Below are 20,402 nucleotides of genomic sequence, written 5' to 3' on the forward strand. Positions count from 1 at the left end.
AACGGAAAAACTTTGGGGTTCCAACTTTTCACAACTGATAAAAAAATTCCACCCACATCTGCGGAATGTGGGTTTTATAGCTGATACATTTACGGTGAACAGGAAAGTGAATATAATATTATGAAGTTATAGATATGTAGCAAATATATGTCTTAGTCTGTAGTTCCAGTTGTTGAATAAAAGTCACTGGATAAGTCGCCCCAATTAACTTTTTAATCGTACCTATTCTCTCAAAGCAATTTGATCAAAAATACAATATATATAGCTCTATTAATCACCTGCCCGCAGCAACATTTTTATATAAAAATTTGCGATTATTTAGTTAACAAATGGCAGCTTTATCTAGCAGCATACAATCTTGAATTATTAGTTTTCCCATCTGACCTCATCGGTGGATGAAATACTGTTTCTGCCATTAGTTTAAGAGTTGATGAAAGAAGAAAAAGCTCGGTTTCAGGACAGGAATAGGAATCAGGAATCAGGAAGTTCGGCAACGAACCCGTGTAGGAGATTTAACGGCTCGAAGTTGAGGGAAGAAAGAACATTTTCTCAACTTCCCCACTCTCCTCCTCCCGCAGCAACTACTCAACCCAACGCACCCGAACAAAATGAGCTTCGCGTCCCCAGAAGTCGTGACTTACAGTAATATCAACTACACTCAAATTAAACGGAATAGCAGTTGTGACGTAACGCTGAGCCAGAGATCCCACATCAGGAGCTAACTGAGCCGCGGCAGCCGCCGCTGCACCCAAACCTAAAAGTTGCAGAATGGGCCCCCGGGGCAGGGCTAAATTGATACCAACAGCAAGTCCAGCCGTTAGCAGCATTGCCACCGACAAATTCGTGCCACAGCGGGGATGTACAGCTAAATCCCACTCTCCGCTGCCAATCCGATGCAAAGCCTCGCGCACTGCCTGACGCAACTTTGCAATGCTAACGCGACCGTAAAGATAAAATCCTTGGTCTGTGGACATCCCGCCCAACAACTCATTATCGGTTCTTGCTGTGGCCTCGCCGCCAGATTGACCCAGTACCCAAACAGTAGCGTGTTCCAAAGCATGAACTTGCCGCAAAGTCAATATTTCCTTCAAGCCGGGCACAAAACCGAGTTGTTGCAACAAATCAGCATCTTGAGTCCGCTGCGGGGCAAAGTCGAAGGGAAACTGGCCGGTGCGGCCGGAAGCAGAAGCAGTAGTTGTCATATCAAAACGCCTCCATTAACTCCATTAAGTGGATATTTAACATTAGCAATTCGGTTGAGAAAAAGCCGGCCATAAATTATCAATAGTTTTGAGTTTAAAACCTAGCAATGGCAGGTTTTGTGCAAAAAATATTAGCCGTCAACCTGCCCTTACTAACAGATCGCACTTATTCCCAGTTTATTGCTCTACCCGCTGGCCGTCCCGGAACACCCCCGGAAGTCGGCGGCCTCTGGTATCGATAATTGTGCCTTTGCCGTGAGGCAATCCCTTGCGTAACTCTCCCTGATATCGGATACCGTTGGAGAACGAACAGTTACCCCTGCCATCAAGTTCTTGAGTATAGAACTGTCCCGAACACCGACTGCCGTCAGCCCGGGTGAACGCTCCCGTACCTAAAGGCTTGCCCCCTAAAAATTGACCCACAAAGCGATCGCCATTAGCAAAAATGAATTGCCCTTGTCCCGTGGGAACTCCTACTTTTTGATCGAGAGAAAACGACCCTATATAGCGATCGCCATTAGTAAAAATAGCGGTCCCTGAACTAACTTTGCCATCTCGGAATATGCCCTCCACGCGGGCGTCGTCCTTAAATATAAATTGTCCTCGACCATTTGGTTTGCCCAGACGGAACTGCCCCTCATAGCGATCGCCGTTGGAATATACGTATACCCCACTGCCACTGGGCAAACCGTTAACGAACTGTCCGATGTAGCTATCACCGCTGTCATAATCGCATCTAACTCTACCTGTAGGGATAGCTGGGACGCAGCGACCGGTTCTAGCTTCTGTTCCTTGCGCCATTGAGGGAAAGGGATAAGTCGCGTAACTACCAATTAACACTGATGCAACTAATAGAGGGATTCCACTGGTTTTTAAACGGGAAATCATTAACTAAGTCTCTCCTGTGCGCTTCTGGATTTTATTTTCCTTCGTCATTTGTCTTTTGTCCGATTTCTGGTCAAAAGTTGCCTGAAAACCTCAATTTATCCTTTAGGAAACTCCGGGTTTGCCGTTGCGAAATACCCCCGGAAAGCGCCTACCGCTAGCATCGATCATCGTCCCGACACCGTGAGGTACTCCCTTTCGCAATTCTCCTTCATAGCGCGTACCGTTGGGGAAAGTGCAGGTGACACTAGCGTCAAGTTCTTGATTAAAAAATCTGCCGGAACAGCGAGTGCCGTCTACCCGAACCAATACCCCAGGGCCAAAGGGTGAGCCTGCAAAGAATTGTCCTTCATAGCGATCGCCATTGGTATAAAAAAATTGACCCCGCCCTGCTGGTTGGCTGCTAATAACATTAGTCTGAAGGTTCTGGACGACTCCGAAGTCTCCCACGTAGCGCTCGCCGTTGGGGAAAACGACCGTCCCAGATCTCATTGTGCCGTCTTGGAACACGCCTGTGTAGCGGGCATCATCTTTAAAAATGAATGTCCCTCTACCATTTGGCACTCCCTTCCGAAATTGTCCTTCGTAGCGATCGCCATTAGCGTACACGTAGACTCCACTGCCGTCGGGCAGGCCGTTGACGAAGTTTCCCTCGTAGTTATCGCCTGTCTCGTAATTGCATTTCACTCTTCCCGTAGGAGGGCTGCCTTGGCAGAAGGGAGGGCGTTTTCCTTCTTCAGGTTTTGGAGCTGGTGTTGGTTGAGCCATTGATGGCTGGAGATTCAAGAGATTAGTGGCGCTGCCGATACAAGAAGCAACTAATATCACCATCCCTAATTTTTGAATTGAACCGAGCATGATCGATCTCCTTTAACTTCAATTACTAATAGGGATTTTCTAGAAGCTAATACTCGCTGAAAAGTCCTCTATTTTTTAATCCCTTTACTAATTTTACCTTCAGGTTTGAGATCTGCCCTAAATGCAAAAAGGCAAAAACTCTAATTTTTGCCTTTAGCATTTTTCCTACTTTACTGTCAATTTTTAGCGTCGCGTTGAGCTATTCGGATTTGGGAGACGGCTAATAACTGCATTGGCGGGTTGTGGTTGGCGACTGGCGGGTTTTTCGCCAACACCTTTGGCTACCTCAACGCCGTTTTCCTCCAGAATCACGATCGGATCGGCTCCTTGCTTGAGATCGACGCGCTTCACCAACACTTGCCCGTTAGACAGACGCTGCCCGACTTTGACATATCGGCTGGTTGGTTCATTCGGTACTTTGACAATCACTTGCGTCTCGTTCCCGACTTTTACCACCCCGCTGACTTCAGTACCCGTAGCGAGGTCAGTAGAAGGCGGTGGCGGAACTACTGGGATGACGGGAGGTGGTGGCGGATTTGGGTCTACCCACTGAGGCGGGCGTTTGTCTACTGGCAGTTCCGGCAGATCCGGTACTCCTATAGGTCTAGCTGCTATTGGCTGGGGCGGGCGCGGGGGTGCTGGACGGCGAGTCTGGGGATTTCGCGCATCTTGGGGTCTACTTGCTATTGGCCCAGTAGTTCCAGGACGGCGGGTGCCAGTACCTCTTCTGACCCTGGCATTGGGGTCTCTCCATTGGGGGGGGCGCTTGTCTACTGGCAGTTCCGGCAGATCCGGGACTCCTATGGGTCTAGCTGCAATGGGTTCGAGTCCAGGCGGGGATGTACGAGTACGACCTAACTGAGGAGGAGTGAGCCCCGGAACTTGGGGCGGCAAGCCAATTTGTCCCCCGGTGCCTCCGGGCAACGAACCATTGCTGCCACCGCCACCTAACCGAGGAGTAGTTAGCCCTGGAACCTGGGGCGGCAAGCCAATTTGCCCCCCCTCACCTCCGGGAAGTAAAGGACCTCCCGATCGACCTCGTAGTTGCTGAGTGCCTCCTCGACCGCCCGTGGGTGACCTGGGGATAGTCACCGTCTGATTAGGCCTGTTAAGTGGGGGGGGAGCCAATAACTCGGGAAGCTCGGGTAGCACGGCAACTTGTCGCTGTGGCAGTTTGGGGATTTCTGAGGTCATCCCACCCGCCCCGTTGGCTCCTGGAGGGATTTGTAATACGATCGGCGGCAGCGGCCCAAAGGGGTCTAACTGAGAAGGATTCGCTGTCACAGGGCCTTGGGGCACTGGCTGAAGCGGAAGCGTTGGATTCCTGTCCTTTTTGTTGCCGATTCCTGTTTGAGCCTGTCTTGCTCGTTCGTCTGGGTTGGTCGATCGAATTAACCCTGGAGGTTGGGCGGCTACTATTGGAGACGGGAAAGTCTGAGTTCCTGGAGTGGGGCTGGCAGAGGCTGCCGGAGACGGAGAGGCTGCACTGGGGCTGGGGCTGGGGCTGGCTGTGTTGGTGCCTTCGTCGCCACCGCATCCTCCGATCGAGAAAGCTAGTAGTCCTATAGTCGCAAAATATAAAAGTTTGTGCATTGCCGATCGCCCCTAAATGCTTAATTTCAAGATCTCCAACAAGGCTCTGCAATTACAGCCTGTTGCCGTTTATCAGTTTATCTGTGTTCGATGTTATGCGATCGCTTGAAAATTGCCAAGTTTTCCTGACGATCCGATCTGGGGATCGGGCGATCGGTTTTTGGGAGCGGGTTAGGATATCAGTGGCGGTTGTTGTTCGACATATTGAATTAATTAAGGTATTTAGATTATGGCAAAAGTGATTCTCAAGCGAATTTGGCGATCGAGCTTGGTTTGTGCGAGCGTTTTGGTTGGTCTGGGATCGGTGGGGGGCAGCCAGGTACATTCTCATTCACATCAGCCAGAAACCCAGGTGATGACATTGGTGCCCGATGTGAGTTCCCAGCCGCACGCGCGGCGCAGCTATCCCGTTCCCCGTAGGGGTTCCCGAAGGGTAGGGAATCGCACTATAACGGGATCGGGATTGACAACTGGCAAATTGTACTCTCAGTTTTGGAACCCGTCAAATTCTGGTGCCAAACCGCGAGCAAATCAACCGACGAAGCCACCGGGGAATCCCCAGGTATTTCAAGCTAAAATCAAGCGTCGCGCTGGCGGGACGCCGGTGATTGATGTGGTATTTAACGGCAACAAGACTTTTGAGATGATTCTCGATACCGGGGCGAGCGGCACTTTAATTTCTCAGCGGATGGCTACTGCACTGGGAGTGAGGCCGGTGCGTACCGTGAGAGCGGGGATCGCTGACGGTAGCGTTGTCGAGTTCCCGATCGGCGTAGTGCGATCGATTCGGGTTGGGGGTGTTGCGATCCAAAATGTCGAAGTGGCGATCGCCAAACAAATGCCAATAGGTCTGCTCGGTCACGATTTCTTTGGCAATTACGATGTCAAAATTAAAAAAGATGTTGTAGAATTTTATATCCGCTGAAAGAGAGCAGAGTAGACAAGCGATTTTTGCTCAACTCGTGTCCTATAAAGTTATTCGCAGCCCGGTCAAGGCTTTTAAAATTATTGGTTGAGGCGGTAGCAAAATGCAACCAAGTGTGGTATTGTTCTTAGTGTTTCAAGAGCCACCGACGGTTAAACTATCCGTGAAATCCGGCCGCAAAAGCACGGCTGCTGTTGGTGAGATCGGTAACAGTCTCCGACAACGATTCACAGTACAAGCCAAGGCAATCAATTAAACAATTCGCCAAGCCGGTCGAAATAAGTTCCCAAAATCCTGTGGCTGAGGGAATTTTGGTTTGCCTTGTTCAGCCGGAGCTGAGAAAGTATGTAAACTGATTAGCGGCCGATGTTCCGCAAAATCGGAAATCATGACGATCGAGAAATTAATTATTGTAAATAAGGTATTCACATGGCACAAGCGTCTGTATCTCCTGTAGTGCTGATTATTCTAGACGGCTGGGGTTATCGTGAAGAACAAGACGGAAATGCGATCGCCGCTGCGAAAACACCCGTGATGGACAGTCTCTGGGCTGCTTATCCCAGAACTCTGATTAAAACATCGGGCCGGGCGGTAGGGCTGCCAGACGGGCAAATGGGTAACTCAGAGGTTGGTCACTTGAATCTGGGCGCGGGCCGGGTGGTTCCTCAAGAGTTGGTGCGGATCTCGGATGCAGTGGAAGATGGTTCTTTGCTCAACAACCGGGCGCTGGTTGAGCTTTGCGAGAAAGTCAGCGCCACGGGCGGGAAGTTGCACCTGACTGGTCTTTGTTCTGAAGGTGGGGTTCATTCCCATCTCAGTCATATTAAGGGTTTGCTGCAATTAGCAAAAGCACGGGGAATTTCTGATGTTTGCATTCACGCCATTACAGACGGTCGTGATACTACTCCGAAAGAGGGTGTCGAAGCTCTAGCAAAGATTGAAAGTTATATCGCAGAGGTAGGGGTCGGTCGGATTGCGACCATCAGCGGCCGCTACTACGCGATGGACAGGGATAAGCGCTGGGATCGGGTGCAGCGCGCTTACGAGGTGATGACGACTGAGAGCGCGCCTGACGGTCGATCGGCTGTGGATGTGTTGCAGGCCTCCTATGCTGAAGGAGTGACCGACGAGTTTGCAGTTCCGACTCGGATTTCTCCGGGGGCGGTAGCATCCGGCGATGGGATGATTTTCTTTAATTTTCGCCCGGACAGGGCTAGAGAATTGACTCAGGCTTTTGTGTCTCCCGATTTTAAGGGGTTTGAACGGCAGTTAATTGAGCCGCTGGCGTTTGCGACTTTTACTCAGTACGACCCGAAACTCTCGGTAATGGTGGCTTTTGAACCGCAGAATTTGAACAATATTCTGGGCGAGGTGATTTCTAAGCACGGTTTGCAGCAGTTGCGGACGGCGGAAACTGAAAAGTACGCTCATGTGACTTATTTTTTTAATGGGGGTCTGGAAGAGCCTTTTCTCGGAGAACACCGCGAGTTGGTGCAGAGTCCGATGGTGGCGACTTACGATGAGGCGCCCCAGATGTCGGCGGACTTGGTGACGGATGGGGCGGTGACGGCTTTGGAAAAAGGCATCTATTCGTTTGTGGTGATTAACTACGCTAACCCGGATATGGTTGGTCATACGGGGAGGATGGATGCGACGATAATTGCGATCGAAACTGTGGATAAATGTTTGGGGCGGCTGTTGAGCGCCATTAGTAAAGCTGGGGGAACAGCAATTATTATTGCTGACCACGGAAATGCTGAACAGATGTTTGACGAGGACGGGAATCCCTGGACGGCTCACACTACTAACCCGGTGCCGTTTATTCTGGTAGAAGGCGAAGGTCGGAAGATTCCGGGTCACGGAACGGATGTTCCTCTGAGGGCGGATGGTTGTTTGGCGGATATTGCGCCGACGATTCTGGAGCTGTTGAGGTTGCCTCAGCCCCCGGAGATGACGGGACGTTCTATGATTCGATCGGCTGAGTTTGAAGTTCGCGCCAACCGCACTCCTGTGCGAGTCCGATTGTAGTAGGAACGCAGCACTAGGGACAAAGGCTTTCGCCCTTCTTCGTGTCAATTTAACGTCAAACCCAGTCACAGAATACTGTTTGACTATTAAGCCTAGATCCCCCCTAGCCCCCTTTAAGAAGGGGGGAACAGGAAATGGATCAAAGTCCCCCTTTTTAAGGGGGATTTAGGGGGATCTGGACTCAGGTAAAAACGAGATTTATCAAGGCTTTCAGGCTTAAGTTGACACCAATGGACTCTTGGAGTGTCCCTGCATAAATTGTGTGCGATCGACCGAATTTGATATGATAATAAATTACCGATTACTAATTACCAATTACTCCAGATTATGAATATTGTTTCTGTGTTACAAGTTATCTGGTCTTTGTCTGCTTTAGGACTTGTGGTTTTTGTGTTGCTGCACAGTCCTAAAGGCGATGGCATTGGAGGGATTGGCGGACAGGCTCAATTGTTTACCAGCGCCAAGAGTGCAGAAACGAGTCTGAACCGGATTACTTGGGGTCTGTCTATTGTTTTTATGGGTTTGACTGTGATTTTGAGTGCTGGTTGGTTGGCGCCTAAGTTATAAGATTTGGATTTTTAACCGCAGATGAACGCAGATAGACGCAGATAATCTCAAGTTCATCTGCGTTTATTTGTGTCTATCTGCGGTTGCAAAAATGCGGTTGTGGAAAGTTACGGTAAAATCTCGATTGCTGGCTGGTTTGGGATTGGCTTTATGTTGTTTTAGCTTGATAATTTTTACTCAGGTTAATACTCCGGCGGCGAGTCTTTCTTCTCTCCCTAATAGTTTGCCACATCCACAGGTTCACCCTTTGCCGCCAACGCTGGCCAATTGGCAAGATTCCACGGATAGTGGTGATTATTTTGACCAGGTTAAGCCACCGAATTTCGGTCATTTGCTATGGTCTAAGTTTCCGATTCAGGTTTATGTTGAGCGTCCCGTTGATGCTAATAAGTCTGAAGAATGGGTGGCGGCTGTGTTGGAGGTGGTGCGAGAATGGGGGGTTTATTTGCCTTTGGAAGTGGTGGATAGTTCGGAGGTGGCTGATATTAGGATTTTACGTCGGGCTCCCCCTTTGCGTCAAGGAGTTTTGCGATCGCGCTCTGGAGAGGCTACCTATGAATTGTATGCCCGTCTGGATGGAAATAAAACTGTGCTATCTCATAGGTTTTCGGTTTATTTGAATCCGACTCAAGTGGGTAAGTATATTCCGGCGACGGCGCGGCACGAGTTGGGTCACGCTTTGGGAATTTGGGGCCACAGTTTGATGGAAACTGATGTGCTTTATTTTTCTCAGGTGAGAAACCCTCCGCCTATTTCGGCTAGGGATGTTAATACTTTGAAGCGCGTTTATGAACAGCCGACTCGGTTGGGGTGGTAATATAAGTTTTGATATGTAAAATTTTGTCACTAAAAAGATGAAAGATGAAGCTTTTGGCATTGTGCCAGTTTTTGCCACTGAAACTGATAGTTTGTTTTTGTTGATTCAACATCAAGCGGGACATTGGGCGTTTCCTAAAGGTCACGCGAATCCGGGGGAATCGGCGCTAGAAACGGCGAAGCGGGAGTTTGAGGAGGAAACTGGCATCCGCGATTGTGAGGTGCTTGAGGAGCCTAGTTTTGTGGAACGTTATTCCTTTGTTAAGGAAGGGAAGCCGAGTTCTGTGGAACATTATTCCATTGCCAAAGAAGGGGAATCAATTGAAAAGACTGTTACTTATTTTTTGGCTTTTGTAAATTCCATGGAAGTTCAGTTGCAAGTAGAGGAAGTTCAAAATTCGGCATGGGGTTCATTTGAGGATGCAGTTAAGCTGATTACTTTTGATGGGAATCGGCAAGTTTTAAGGGAAGTCAAAGCATTTTTGGACGCGAGGAAGGAGTGTTAATCAGTCTTGGATATACACACTTGTTTATGTAGGATGTGCATTGTTCACTTTACGCTATAAGTAGCCTGTTAAAGCACTTTTTGCGTCCGCGAATGTTAATATCTAGTCCGGTTATACGATCGCAATTAAGTTTGTAGTAAGGACTTTAGTGCTTAGTGACTGCAAGCTTTAAGAGAGAGCTCGATTCCTTACTACAAACAAATTATTTTGTTAGATACCCAACTTCTTCAATAAGTAGGGTATCTAGGTATTCTGTGTGATTATTTGTTGATTTTCTGGGCTTCGGCGTGGTGTTGCAAGCGAGAGAAAACGTTGTAGGCGTCGGGGCCGGGAGTATCGTGTTCGGCAGCGCCGTCGATGGGGCCGTCGATGGCTTTCCAAGCAGGAATTCCGCCTTTTAGTTCGGCTACTTTTCTAAAGCCTGCTGCGCGGAGGAGATTGGCAGCTTCGGCGGTTTGTTCGTCGTTTTCACCGTAAATGTAGATGTCGCGGATGGGTTCTAAACTCGATTGTGCTCGATCGACTAATTCGTCCATTGGCATCATTACGGCGCCGGTAATGTGGCTTTTGGTGAAGCTTTCAAAGTCACGAGCGTCGATGATTGTGAGTCCGGGTTCGCCCCAATCTAAACGAGCTTTGAGGTCGTGGCTAGATGCTTGAGCTTTTAAACCAGGAGGGGTGGGAGTAACGTCTGGAAGTTTTTCTTTGATGTTGGAAATTTGGTCGGGAATAGTTTTCATGGGTAAAATGTTGTTCAATGTTTTGATTGCTATTGCAATGTAACAAGATGTTTAGGTTGAATTCGTCTTTCTAAAGGCAGAATCAGGCATTGAACTAAAGTCGCAGTTAAGCGGATTTGCTGGTTTTTAGCTGCGGTTGGGATCGCTACATTTGTTGAGGTTGCTAGGAGGTAGCGGGCTGTGCTTAAAATTGTTTCTATCCAATTTACTGCAGAGAATTGGAACTGCGATCGCTCGTTTGATTCGGTATTTATTTTATCAAAGGATCGCATTTTAGTCAATCCCAATTATTTTTAAATAAAATTTGCATACCTTATGTGTAGCTTCGCAGAGGATTGTTTTGAAAAGTTGAAATGTTTGTCAGCAACGTTTCTGGTAAAATTTGATAGTAAGAACAAGTATTTAAAGGTATAGATTATGTCTGAGAAAGATGAAATTGCGGTGCCTAAACCTTTGACACCGGAAGAGCAAGCGCTTTGGGATGCGAAGGCGAAAGTTCGGGTACTGTTGAATTTGTGGGATTTGAGCGGCGGGAAGATGAAGGTGAAAAAGGGAGAGTTGACTAAGCGGATTGTGCGGACTAATGAGACGAGTCAGAGATATGTGGAAGTTCTCGGCGAGTTGCAGGCGACTGGGGCGATCGAGTATTCGCTGGTAAATCGGGTGACGCTGGTGGAATTGACGGCGAAGGGGAAAGAAGTTTTAGCGCAAGGCTTGAAAAGTAAGGATTCTCTGTTTGAGTTTGATGGTTCTCAAATTGGTACTCGGCTGGGAAATTCTTTGTTGAAGTGGATTCGGCATCAGGATGGTGCAGCAAGTGTTCGGGTTGAGAAGGGGAAGGCAGATGTAGGGACGATCGCATCCTATGACGATTTTAAGGCTGTGGCGATCGATGTGTATGACAGCTTGAACCGGGATTATAACTTAGACGATTTAGTGCCGATTTATCGGATGCGTCGGGCGATCGGGGAAAGGGTAGGGCGATCGGAGTTCAATGAGTGGCTGTTGGAAATGCAGGCTCAAGATATTCTCCAACTTATAGGTGGCAGTGTAGAAGACAGCGCCCCCGACAAAATCGAAGATTCTATCACCACAAAAGTAAACGGTTTGCGCTGCTATGTCAAGCGTTTAACCTAATTAATTTGAGTTAGTAGTGCATTCGCTCCTTTATCTTCACACGGACACAAAATGATGAATGACTTTCACTCCTCAATCCCCGACCTCAATAAAGCTATTGCAAGCCAAAACCCTTTTGACAGATCGTTAATAGTCAGGAGCAATGATATTTGGAAGCCAAGTTTTCCTGACGTTCCTTCTATCAATGCTCATGCCTCTGATGCTATCTTTCAGGCGATAGAGCAAATCCGCGCCGGGTATCGTACAGTTAGTGGCATTACGATCAAAGCTGAAAAAGGTCTAGGAAAAAGCCACCTAATCAGTCGGATTCGCAGCCGTCTTCTAGAGGAAGGTGGTTCTTTCTTTGTTTATATGAGCGACGTAGACTATGGAAACTTAAACCGAGTCCACGCTAACTTTCTAAACACTTTGTCTTTAAGCCTGAAACAGATTGGTAACGAAGGCGTAATGCAGTGGCAAGAATTAGCAACTGCTTTGATCAATGAGGCATTAGGAAAAAATCTCATACCTCAAAATTTAGTCAAGCAATTTTCGGGGGCATTAGCTAAAAATCCTAAATTAGTTGATACCTTAACTGCCAAAGTGCTTCAAATTAAGCCAAACATCGAAAATCCTTATTTGATCCAGGCTATTCTGTGGACACTTTCTTCAGATAAAGTGAGCTTTGCAATCAACTGGCTGTCTGGAAAAGCCTTGGCACAGGGACAAGCTGATGCAATGGGTTTACCAAATTCTACAGAAGAGGATAAAGAAGGTGAAGCATTTCAGACTGTATGCCAAATTTTAGACTTAATCGGTGATTACAGAACTCTAGTAATTGGCTTTGATGAGTTAGAGAGTGTAGATCGGAATGAAGCTGGTTTCAGCAGGGCACAGGTCCTCGCGCTCTTAGTAAAAGACCTGTACGGTAAAATTAAACGAGGTGTCTTAATGACAGCTATGTTTGATGAAACTTGGCAATTTCAAATTAGAGCATTACCCCAGGCCGAGTCAGTCACAGCTAGAATGGGTGAAAAGATTTTTGATTTACAGTATTTGAATGCTGATGATGTAGTGACTCTAGTTTCTCAATGGCTCAAAGAATTTTATGACAGTAAAGGTTTAACTCCACCTTATGCCGTTTATCCTTTTCAGGAAGGTGAATTAAGAGAACTGGGAAAAGAAAAATTAATTGTCAGAAAGGTTTTAGAGGAGTGTGCTAAAAATTGGAAAGTACCTAACGATCCTACTCCACCGCCAACAGCAGCAGATCCACTCCATCAAGTTGAACTTGCTTTTAACAACGAACTGAATGCACTTGAGGAAACAATCGAGAAATATTTTGACGATAGCAATATTTTAGCCGAGGCTCTATATCTCGCCTTCCTTGCACTCAAAGGGGAGACTGTGGAACGATTGCAAGTTGAGGAGATTGAAAAGGTACAAACTAAAGCTGTAGACAAAGGTTATCTCCACTTTAGAGTTCGAGGAAAAGAAGATGGAAGGTCTGCCAAGATAGTAGTAGCAGTTGTTCAAGAATCTGGGGCAAAGTTTGTCAGTGCCGCATTAAAGCGATTAATTGAGTATCAAAAGTTTGATATGACTCGCGGTTGTTTAGTTCGTTCTAAAGATGTTAAACCGAAGACAGTAGGAAAACAGTGTTTGGATAAACTTCTTTCTCAAGAACTAGGTGGAGAATTTGTTAAGCTTGCAAGTGAAGATATCAAGCCTCTCTTAGCTATTTATTTTGTCAACAAGGCTCGCACAGATTACGATGTAACCGAAGACCAAATACTGGAGTTTATTGTTCAGAAAAAGCTCGCGGCTGAAAATTATCTAATTTGTGAAATTCTTAGCGATCCGTCGGGTCAGATTCCTAATGGGTTGGTTGATGAAAATGAGATAGCTGAAAGTACCTTCATACCTGATACAACGGAAATTAACAACCTCGACGAAGCACTGGATAAATTATTAGGTCAATAAGTGGATGAGTTATTCTGTTTTTCTTGATACGGCTTTGCAGTTACCTGCGCCAGATGTGGAAGCCTTAATCGAAGGGCGAGTGATTGCAGCCATGCCTCGAATTTTCATCGAGCCTGGTAGGTCATTTGCCCTATATCCAGCCAATATCTCGATTAATTTGCTGTCCCCTGAGCAATACTACCGATCGAGTTTTTTACCAATTGCTAACACCTCATTTTCTCAGTTAACTTCTGAAACGGTTTTGATAAAAGCTTGGGCTAAATGCGAATGGTGTCAAATACTAAACGATTCCGAATCATTAGAGGCTTTGTCGCAGTTAACAGTCTGGACAACAGAGGCATTACAGCAAACTCTCCTGCAACGACGTAATATTTTTCTAACTCATCTTCGCGTTTATCTGCTACCTCAGCCACTGGAAATGCCAGTGCATCCCAGCGGCAATTTTGTATCTTTGCCAAAGTCTCTAAATGTTACTGATGCAACGCTTGTGGTGAGCGAGTCTATCTTTGCCAAACGTAGTCACAAGCTGAAAAAATTTGAGCCTCCTGAACATCCAGAATTGGAAGAGTTGCACAGTGCATTAGTGCATTTATCCACCACCAACCCAAAAGCCAAACAACTAGACGCAGAAATCAAAATGTTTCTAGGTTGGAGTAGCGATAAGCCTGTAAAACCAATCAAACCGGATTTAGCTTGGATAAAGACTATAGCAGCTTTGGGAAATCGCACCAAAGAACTAGATAAAGAGAAAAGCAATTATCAAGCAGGAACAGACTTTGAAATTGTAGTGCGCGATAGCCTTGAGTTTTTGGGATTTACAATAGATTATGCTCACAAAGGTGGTGCTGGCGGCTTAGATTTATTATGCTCCAAACCTTACCCCTTAGTTGGGGAGTGCAAAGCCGGTAAAAAAATCCCTAACGATACAGCAGTTCAATTGCTGAATTTAGGAACGCTACGGCTCAAAGATAAAGAAACCCTCGCAAAAGCAACTAAGTTGATTATTGGCCCTGGCGTTCCAACTACTCAACTTATGGATGCAGCCCAAGTACACGGTATGGCAATTATGAACCCTGAGACGCTTGAAAAACTGGTTAAACTTCAAAGCAACTATCCTAACTCGGTGGACTTATTTAAACTGAAAGAATACTTAAAACCGGGACAATCTGATGATGAAGTTGCTAAATATATTGAGCAAGTTGAACAAGAAATTAATGTGCGATCGCACGTTCTTTCTATTCTGAAAAAGTATCACGAAAATTCTGGTTCTGAACGAGCAAGTGTGGATGCTCTTAGCGGTGCGTATTCAATGTCTAACCCACCCAAGAAGTTGTCCCGCGAAGAGTTGCACGAAATGTTAGTAGAACTTTCTTCTCCGCTGACAGGTTATGCAGGACGAATTAAAGGCGAGCATTTAGGGCGCGATCGCTTTTATTTCCTGCGCGACTTGCCGCTAGATGATTGAGATACCTTAAGGGCGATTCCCTGCGGGATAGCTTTGCTTCACGTACTTCATCCAATTTCCTACACAGCATCAGGATCTACGCCCAATTCCCGCAACCTCGCCGCCAATCTTTCAGCGCGTTGTTCGACTGTTTGTAGTTGCTGCAATTGAGCTTGTTCTGCCTTAATTAACCCTTCCACCAATGGCGGATCTAAAATTTCATTGACAGATAATCTCAGATTGGGAAATACTACCGATTCCATTTCCTCACCCGGCAAGAAATCTGTATACGTGTAACCATCTTCACCTTCAATTAATGCAAAAAGCCGGATTTTTTGCTTGCCACTTTTCGGGTCAACAATGCAATATTCTGGCACATTCGCTAATTCGTATTCTCCGCGTTTTATCACGTAATCTTCGCGGCGATTTTCGCTCACCACCTCTACCACTAACAACGGCTTTTCATCAAATTCGAGGATACCTGCACCGGGTCTAGCAGCAGCTTGTTCCAAAAGACTTTGAGTGCAGACAACTACATCGGGAATCCGAGATTTATCTTCATCTGTTCTCACTCCCAGACCCGTTTTCACTACTAAGTCGAGATTGTGTTCAGCTAGGTAACGCTGCAATTGGTAAACTAAATATTCGCAAATTTTGATAGGTAAAATTGTGGCTGTTGGCATCGGGATTAATTTGCCTTTGTACAATTCGTATTTTACATCCTCCTTGCCTTGATAAAATCGGTATTCTTCAAAAGTTAAGGTCGGCGAAGTATCGAGCTGTTTTTCTTAGACTGCTGGCACAATAGATTGAGACATATATTTTTACCTATCTCGATAGTTTTCTATTATACTAAATTTTGATTTTAACACCCAAGGCATTGAGTACGAAAAGATCGATCGCCCTTATTGACAATCAAGCAATTTGATCCGGTTAAAAATTTGGTTCAGTTCACCATTTGGGCGATCGCCTCAACAAGGCTGTAGCTGCCTCACTGTCGAGAGGTTTAGAGAAAAAGTACCCTTGACCGTACTCGCAGCCGATCGCCCGCATTTGAGCCAATTGGACGGCGGTTTCAACACCTTCTGCCACTACCTCCATCCCCAAACTGCGGGCCAGCATGACGATCGCCCGCACAATTTCCAAATTTTCGCCCATTTCCCCGATGCGGGTAACAAAAGAGCGATCGACCTTCAAAATATTAATCGGGAACTTGTGCAAATAACTCAGAGACGAATAACCAGTGCCGAAATCATCAATACACAGCCCGATACCCAAATCTCTCAACTGCGAAAGCATCGCCGCCGCCGCTTCCCCATCTTCCATCACCACAGTCTCAGTAATCTCCAACTTCAAACAGCGAGCATCAACACCCGTTTCCTGCAAAACTTGCTTAATTTGTTCGATGGATTCCGGTTCCGCAAACTGCCTCCCGGAAAGATTTACTGCGACTGTCAGCGGCGAATTTCCCACAGGTAAATTCAAACTCTTCCACTTAATAATTTGGCGGCAGCTTTCGTTCAAAACCCACAAACCCAAAGGCGTAATTAACCCCGTTTCCTCCGCCATGGCAATAAATTCCATCGGGGAAACTAAACCCCTTTCCGGGTGCAGCCAGCGCACCAGCGCCTCAAATCCGATAACTGAACCGCTTTTTAAACAAACGATCGGCTGATAATAAACAGTAAAAGGACATTCCAATTTTAAAGTAGGCAATGGCGACTTCGGACGCTCCAATCTCCGATCCGTTTCACTCATCGGCGAGTTTTCCGCCGCCGTCCCACAGGCGAAATCCACTATGGAATATTTCAAATTTAGTTCTTCAACCGACTCCCGCAAATCGTGTTCCAAGTGCATCAAAGCCACAGCTTGAGTGTGCATCGCACTGGTAAAAACTTCGTAGCGAGCTTTACCGAGAGCTTTGGCGCGGTACATCGCAATATCAGCATCGCGCAAAATATCTCCCGGCCACTGATATTTGTTGGTACTCAAAGCAATGCCGATGCTAGCAGTAATTAAAACTTTATTACCTTCTAAATAAAGCGGCCGTTCGATCGTTTTGAGAATTTCCTTTGCTTGGGCGATCGCCTCATCAACACCGTGAATTTCTTCCAGCAAAATCACAAACTCATCTCCCCCCAGACGAGCCACCGTATCGCCCGGCCGCAAACAAGTCAAGAGACGGCGAGCCACAGCGACCAAAAGCCGATCGCCCATGCGGTGTCCCTGACTGTCATTAATCACCTTAAACCTGTCCAAATCCAGAAACAGCACCGCAAACTGATAGGTCGGATGCCGTTGGGCGCGGGCAAAAGCTTGGCCCAACCTGTCAGTCAACAAAGCACGGTTCGGCAACTCTGTCAGCGCATCGTGCAAAGCATCGTGCAACAATTGTTCTTCAGCCATCTTGCGCTCAGTCACGTCGTGACAGTTAACCACAATTCCCCTCACCGAAGGTTCGTTGAGCAAATTCGTCGCCACCGCTTCCAACACGCACCACGAACCGTCCTTGTGTTTCACGCGGTATTCCGCCATTCCCTGGCTAACTCTCGGCTTTTGCATGACACCTTTGAACACTTGATCCACTATTAGCAATTCGTCAGGGTGAATCAAGTCAAATATAGATCTGCCGAGCACTTCCCCCGTCGGGTAGCCCAAAATCCGCTCTAGGGAAGGAGATACGTAGCGGCAAAAGCCTTTCTCGTCGAGAATCACAATAATGTCTCTAGCATTTTCAATCAACGATCGAAAGCGCTTCTCGCTTTGCCGCAGCTCTTGTTCCGTGCGCTTTTGGTCGGTAATATCGGTATTCATGTAAATCAGACCGACAATTTTCCCCGTGCGGTCTTTAATAGCATCGGCCCGCAGCAACACTTGCAAAGTTTTACCGCTTTTAGTGCGGTTGGTAATTTCACCACACCAAGAATAACCCTGGGCGATCGTGTCGAGTACCTCCCTGGCGACTGGGGCGTCAGCAAAAACTGCCGATATACCTCCGGCTAGTTTAAATTCCTCTGCGGTGTCCCATTCAAATAGCTGAGAAAACGCTTGATTTTGATAAATGTGAGTGCCGTTCGCATCGCTGATGCCGATCGCGTCACTCGAACTTTCCACCGCCTTGCGAGTCAGCACCAGAGCTTCTTCTGCCCGCTTGCGCTCGGTAATGTCAATCCCTACCAGACAAGCTGCTTTGCCGCGATCGTACTTTTGAGCCACAATCAAATAGTATCCTTCCGACTCTCCCGCCTCGGTTTGTACCTTAACGTTGAGTTCTTTAACCGCTTCCGTAGCGTCGCTGCCAAAAAACTCCACCACAAAAGAGTTAAAATCCGAGCTAGCGCCCAGAAAACCAATATCTTGACCGACAAAAGCCGACGGCCGCAAACCATGCAGTTTGGCTAAGTGCTGGTTAACCCCCAAATAGCGCAAATCCGAGCTAATCCAAGATACTGTTCCCGGAACTGCTTCCAAAATCGTTTGCAGTTGGTCGTTAGCTTGCTGCAATGCTTCGTGCACTTCACAGATGCGTTCCGACAAGTCCGACTGAATCCCTACGAAATGAGTCAAATTAGCGCTGTCGTCTCGCACGGGAGATAGCGACAATTTGCTCCAAAAAGGAGTGCCGTCTTTGCGGTAATTTTTGATTGTTGTCTGGATTTCTCGACCTTGGCGCAAGGCGTCGCGGATCTTAGCTACAGTAGTTCGATCGGTATCCGGGCCTTGCAAAAATCGGCAATTGCGCCCCAAGATTTCCTCGGCGCAGTAACCTGTCATCCGTTCAAAGGCCGGATTGCAATAAATTATGGGACAGTCGGGTGCATTGGCGTCAGCAATAACAATGCCACTGCTAGTAGCGGCCAAAGCTCGATCGCGTAGCCACAGGTCTTCTGACGCAGTATGGCGATCGCCGACATCCCCCACTTCACCTAAATTAGAAATTGACTGGTTCTCCCGATCTCCCATCAGCCGAACTTTCAAGCAAACCTTTACAATTTCCGAGTTGTTTCTTACTGTAACGTTTTTCAGGACTCGCGCAACGTAAATTGTATCTGGGCATTTAAGTAAGCGGGATTTCACCTTAGTTGCTTGGTATTTTCTACCCTTGCTGTTGGGCATTTAAAAAAGCACATCTTCACATCCGCAGTGCAAAACCCTCTATTCTTCTCCCCCTCAGACTCTCTCCCCCTCTTCCCTTCTCCCCGCGCCCTGGCAATAACTATCTGCTGCAGCTTATTTAGCAGGAGTTGCAGCTTGAGAACTCGGCGGCGCAATATTAATTAATGGCAAAGTTCCGCCTCCTCCCATTACTGTCGGAAACTGGCCGTTCCATTTTTCAATTGCTTGCTGCTGCAAAATTTCGGCTGTTAATGTTTGCCGCTGCAAGCGTTGAGCTTCAGCTTTACCTTTAGCACGGTTAATTTCCGCTTGAGCATCTTGGGTGGCTTTTTTAACTGTAAATTCTGCTTGTTTAGCTTCTTGTTCGGCTATTTGTTTGGATTCGATGGCTTTGCTAAATTCTGGAGAAAAGCCAAAATTTATTAACGAAACATCTCTGACAATGACGCCGTAAGGCTCCAAGCGCTTTTTGAGGCTGTTGTCGATTTCTGTTTTTAGTTCCGTGCGCTTAGTGATAATTTCTTCTGCGGTTTTTTTAGAAGTTGCTGCTTTGAGAACTTCCGAAATTGCCGGACTCAGAATGCTGGTAACAATTTGTTCTTCGTCTCCCACTTGTTGGAAAATTTGATTTACTTTGGCGGGGTCAACATTCCAGTTGACTGCCAAATCTGTAGTAATGCTTTGCAAATCTTTGGATGCTGCATCTGCTTTCAAATCTGTTTTTTGTACGCGCACGCTGATAGTTTTTACAGAGGTGACGATCGGTAAAATTGGGTGGATGCCTTCATCTAAAATCGCGTCTTGAACTTTGCCGAAGCGCATCACGACGCCGCGTTCCCCTGCGCCGACGAGGGCAAAAGGTCTTAAAATTAAGGCGGCGATGATGAAGACGATGCCACCGACGATGTAGAGAGCTAGGTTATACTGAACATTTTGCATGGTTTTCATATGTTTATTCACCAATGTTGTGTTACTTGATGTTAGTTTTCTATCCGATATTATCTAAGATTATAACTTCATGTTAAGGGTGAAACAACTCATAAATTCATTGATTTTTTTTCATAAAAGTCATATATTTGCGAGGGTCTGGGGACCTCTTAGCTCGATGAGCGGGGATGAACAATGGCACTTGTAGCTGGGTGAGATTATTAATGAATAAATGTTTCAAGTATCTTGACAATGAGGATAAAATTAGATAAAGAAGAAGTAAATAAATAGCTCGCGCGCTCTCAGACAACGAATAAAATGGCGATCGGAAAGAAAAAGCTTTCTAGAAAGCTAAAAGATCGGCATCAAATAGGTATTTTTTGTAAATTTTGAGTAGAAAATTGGAGGCGCGTGCCGATAAAACCTTTGGGGGTTGGTTCCAGCACAAGCGAAAGATAGAATTTCACTCTCCGACCTACAGACTCTATTGGTAGAATTGGCATCAGCCCGCATTTCTCAACCCTCCTGAGTAGAAAAAAAGACTCCTTGGGCAGGCTAGGAATTTATAGCTACAAACGATAAAAATCTGAGTTTAAAAATGCCTGAAAATAAGTTAAGCTTAGATCCCACATTCCGCAGATGTGGGTGGAATTTTTTTATCAGTTGTGAAAAGTTGGAACCCCAAAGTTTTTCCGT

The 20,402-nt window shown here is 46.6% G+C and carries 16 protein-coding genes and 1 pseudogene; 8 read left to right on the forward strand and 9 right to left on the reverse strand.

Annotation, left to right across the window (positions count from 1 at the left end; all coding sequences use genetic code 11):
* Nucleotides 1-581 precede the first annotated feature (581 nt).
* The 4 genes from QUA53_RS26135 to QUA53_RS26150 all read right to left on the reverse strand — a co-directional run bounded on the left by QUA53_RS26135 (nt 582) and on the right by QUA53_RS26150 (nt 4,538).
* Complete coding sequence (locus QUA53_RS26135; RefSeq protein ID WP_333100617.1) at nt 582-1,202, reverse strand: DUF6391 domain-containing protein; 621 nt, start codon at nt 1,200-1,202, stop codon at nt 582-584.
* 177 nt (nt 1,203-1,379) lie between these two features.
* Nucleotides 1,380-2,090 (reverse strand): MORN motif-containing protein, encoded by a 711-nt coding sequence (locus tag QUA53_RS26140; protein WP_333100619.1) that lies wholly within the window; start codon nt 2,088-2,090, stop codon nt 1,380-1,382.
* A 102-nt stretch (nt 2,091-2,192) separates the two neighbouring features.
* Nucleotides 2,193-2,945 carry an MORN motif-containing protein gene (locus QUA53_RS26145; protein WP_333100620.1) on the reverse strand — a complete coding sequence of 251 codons (753 nt, stop codon included), beginning with the start codon at nt 2,943-2,945 and terminating at the stop codon, nt 2,193-2,195.
* A 183-nt stretch (nt 2,946-3,128) separates the two neighbouring features.
* On the reverse strand, nt 3,129-4,538 hold the full coding sequence (locus tag QUA53_RS26150; RefSeq protein WP_333100622.1) for a hypothetical protein: 1,410 nt from the start codon (nt 4,536-4,538) through the stop codon (nt 3,129-3,131).
* A 229-nt stretch (nt 4,539-4,767) separates the two neighbouring features.
* On the opposite strand from QUA53_RS26150, the gene QUA53_RS26155 reads away from it, so the two are divergent.
* The 5 genes from QUA53_RS26155 to QUA53_RS26175 all read left to right on the forward strand — a co-directional run bounded on the left by QUA53_RS26155 (nt 4,768) and on the right by QUA53_RS26175 (nt 9,380).
* Nucleotides 4,768-5,463 carry a retropepsin-like aspartic protease gene (locus QUA53_RS26155; protein ID WP_333100623.1) on the forward strand — a complete coding sequence of 232 codons (696 nt, stop codon included), beginning with the start codon at nt 4,768-4,770 and terminating at the stop codon, nt 5,461-5,463.
* A gap of 429 nt (nt 5,464-5,892) precedes the next feature.
* Nucleotides 5,893-7,491 (forward strand): 2,3-bisphosphoglycerate-independent phosphoglycerate mutase, encoded by a 1,599-nt coding sequence (gpmI, locus tag QUA53_RS26160; RefSeq protein WP_333100625.1) that lies wholly within the window; start codon nt 5,893-5,895, stop codon nt 7,489-7,491.
* A 327-nt stretch (nt 7,492-7,818) separates the two neighbouring features.
* Entirely contained in the window at nt 7,819-8,058 is a 240-nt protein-coding gene (gene secG / locus QUA53_RS26165; RefSeq protein ID WP_015175238.1) for a preprotein translocase subunit SecG, read from the forward strand.
* A 91-nt stretch (nt 8,059-8,149) separates the two neighbouring features.
* Nucleotides 8,150-8,875: a peptidase gene (locus tag QUA53_RS26170; RefSeq protein ID WP_333100626.1), complete on the forward strand. Its 726-nt coding sequence runs from the start codon at nt 8,150-8,152 to the stop codon at nt 8,873-8,875.
* 37 nt (nt 8,876-8,912) lie between these two features.
* Complete coding sequence (locus QUA53_RS26175) at nt 8,913-9,380, forward strand: NUDIX domain-containing protein (RefSeq protein ID WP_333100627.1); 468 nt, start codon at nt 8,913-8,915, stop codon at nt 9,378-9,380.
* Nucleotides 9,381-9,640: 260 nt separating this feature from the next.
* On the opposite strand, the gene QUA53_RS26180 is transcribed toward QUA53_RS26175, so the two are convergent.
* Entirely contained in the window at nt 9,641-10,120 is a 480-nt protein-coding gene (locus QUA53_RS26180; RefSeq protein ID WP_333100628.1) for a rhodanese-like domain-containing protein, read from the reverse strand.
* Between the two features lie 29 nt (nt 10,121-10,149).
* Nucleotides 10,150-10,392 (reverse strand): hypothetical protein, encoded by a 243-nt coding sequence (locus QUA53_RS26185; protein WP_333100629.1) that lies wholly within the window; start codon nt 10,390-10,392, stop codon nt 10,150-10,152.
* Nucleotides 10,393-10,537: 145 nt separating this feature from the next.
* Between QUA53_RS26185 and QUA53_RS26190 the strand changes: the two genes are divergently transcribed.
* The 3 genes from QUA53_RS26190 to QUA53_RS26200 are packed head-to-tail and all read left to right on the forward strand — an operon-like array spanning nt 10,538 to nt 14,684.
* Entirely contained in the window at nt 10,538-11,257 is a 720-nt protein-coding gene (locus tag QUA53_RS26190; RefSeq protein ID WP_333100630.1) for a hypothetical protein, read from the forward strand.
* Nucleotides 11,258-11,308: 51 nt separating this feature from the next.
* Entirely contained in the window at nt 11,309-13,219 is a 1,911-nt protein-coding gene (locus QUA53_RS26195; RefSeq protein WP_333100631.1) for a hypothetical protein, read from the forward strand.
* 4 nt (nt 13,220-13,223) lie between these two features.
* Nucleotides 13,224-14,684, forward strand: coding sequence for a DUF1802 family protein (locus QUA53_RS26200; RefSeq protein ID WP_333100632.1), 1,461 nt, complete (start codon nt 13,224-13,226; stop codon nt 14,682-14,684).
* A 59-nt stretch (nt 14,685-14,743) separates the two neighbouring features.
* Here the strand turns inward: QUA53_RS26200 and QUA53_RS26205 are convergent.
* From QUA53_RS26205 to QUA53_RS26215, 3 genes and pseudogenes are all read right to left on the reverse strand, one after another.
* Nucleotides 14,744-15,403 (reverse strand): annotated as a pseudogene (locus QUA53_RS26205) (Uma2 family endonuclease); the annotation flags it as partial.
* A gap of 211 nt (nt 15,404-15,614) precedes the next feature.
* Nucleotides 15,615-18,626: an EAL domain-containing protein gene (locus QUA53_RS26210; protein ID WP_445304990.1), complete on the reverse strand. Its 3,012-nt coding sequence runs from the start codon at nt 18,624-18,626 to the stop codon at nt 15,615-15,617.
* A 267-nt stretch (nt 18,627-18,893) separates the two neighbouring features.
* The gene (locus QUA53_RS26215) at nt 18,894-19,727 is read right to left on the reverse strand and encodes a prohibitin family protein (RefSeq protein ID WP_333100634.1); all 834 of its coding nucleotides are present in this window, start codon (nt 19,725-19,727) and stop codon (nt 18,894-18,896) included.
* Nucleotides 19,728-20,402 lie beyond the last annotated feature (675 nt).

This window comes from Microcoleus sp. Pol12B3 (assembly GCF_036701355.1).
GTDB lineage: Bacteria > Cyanobacteriota > Cyanobacteriia > Cyanobacteriales > Microcoleaceae > Microcoleus.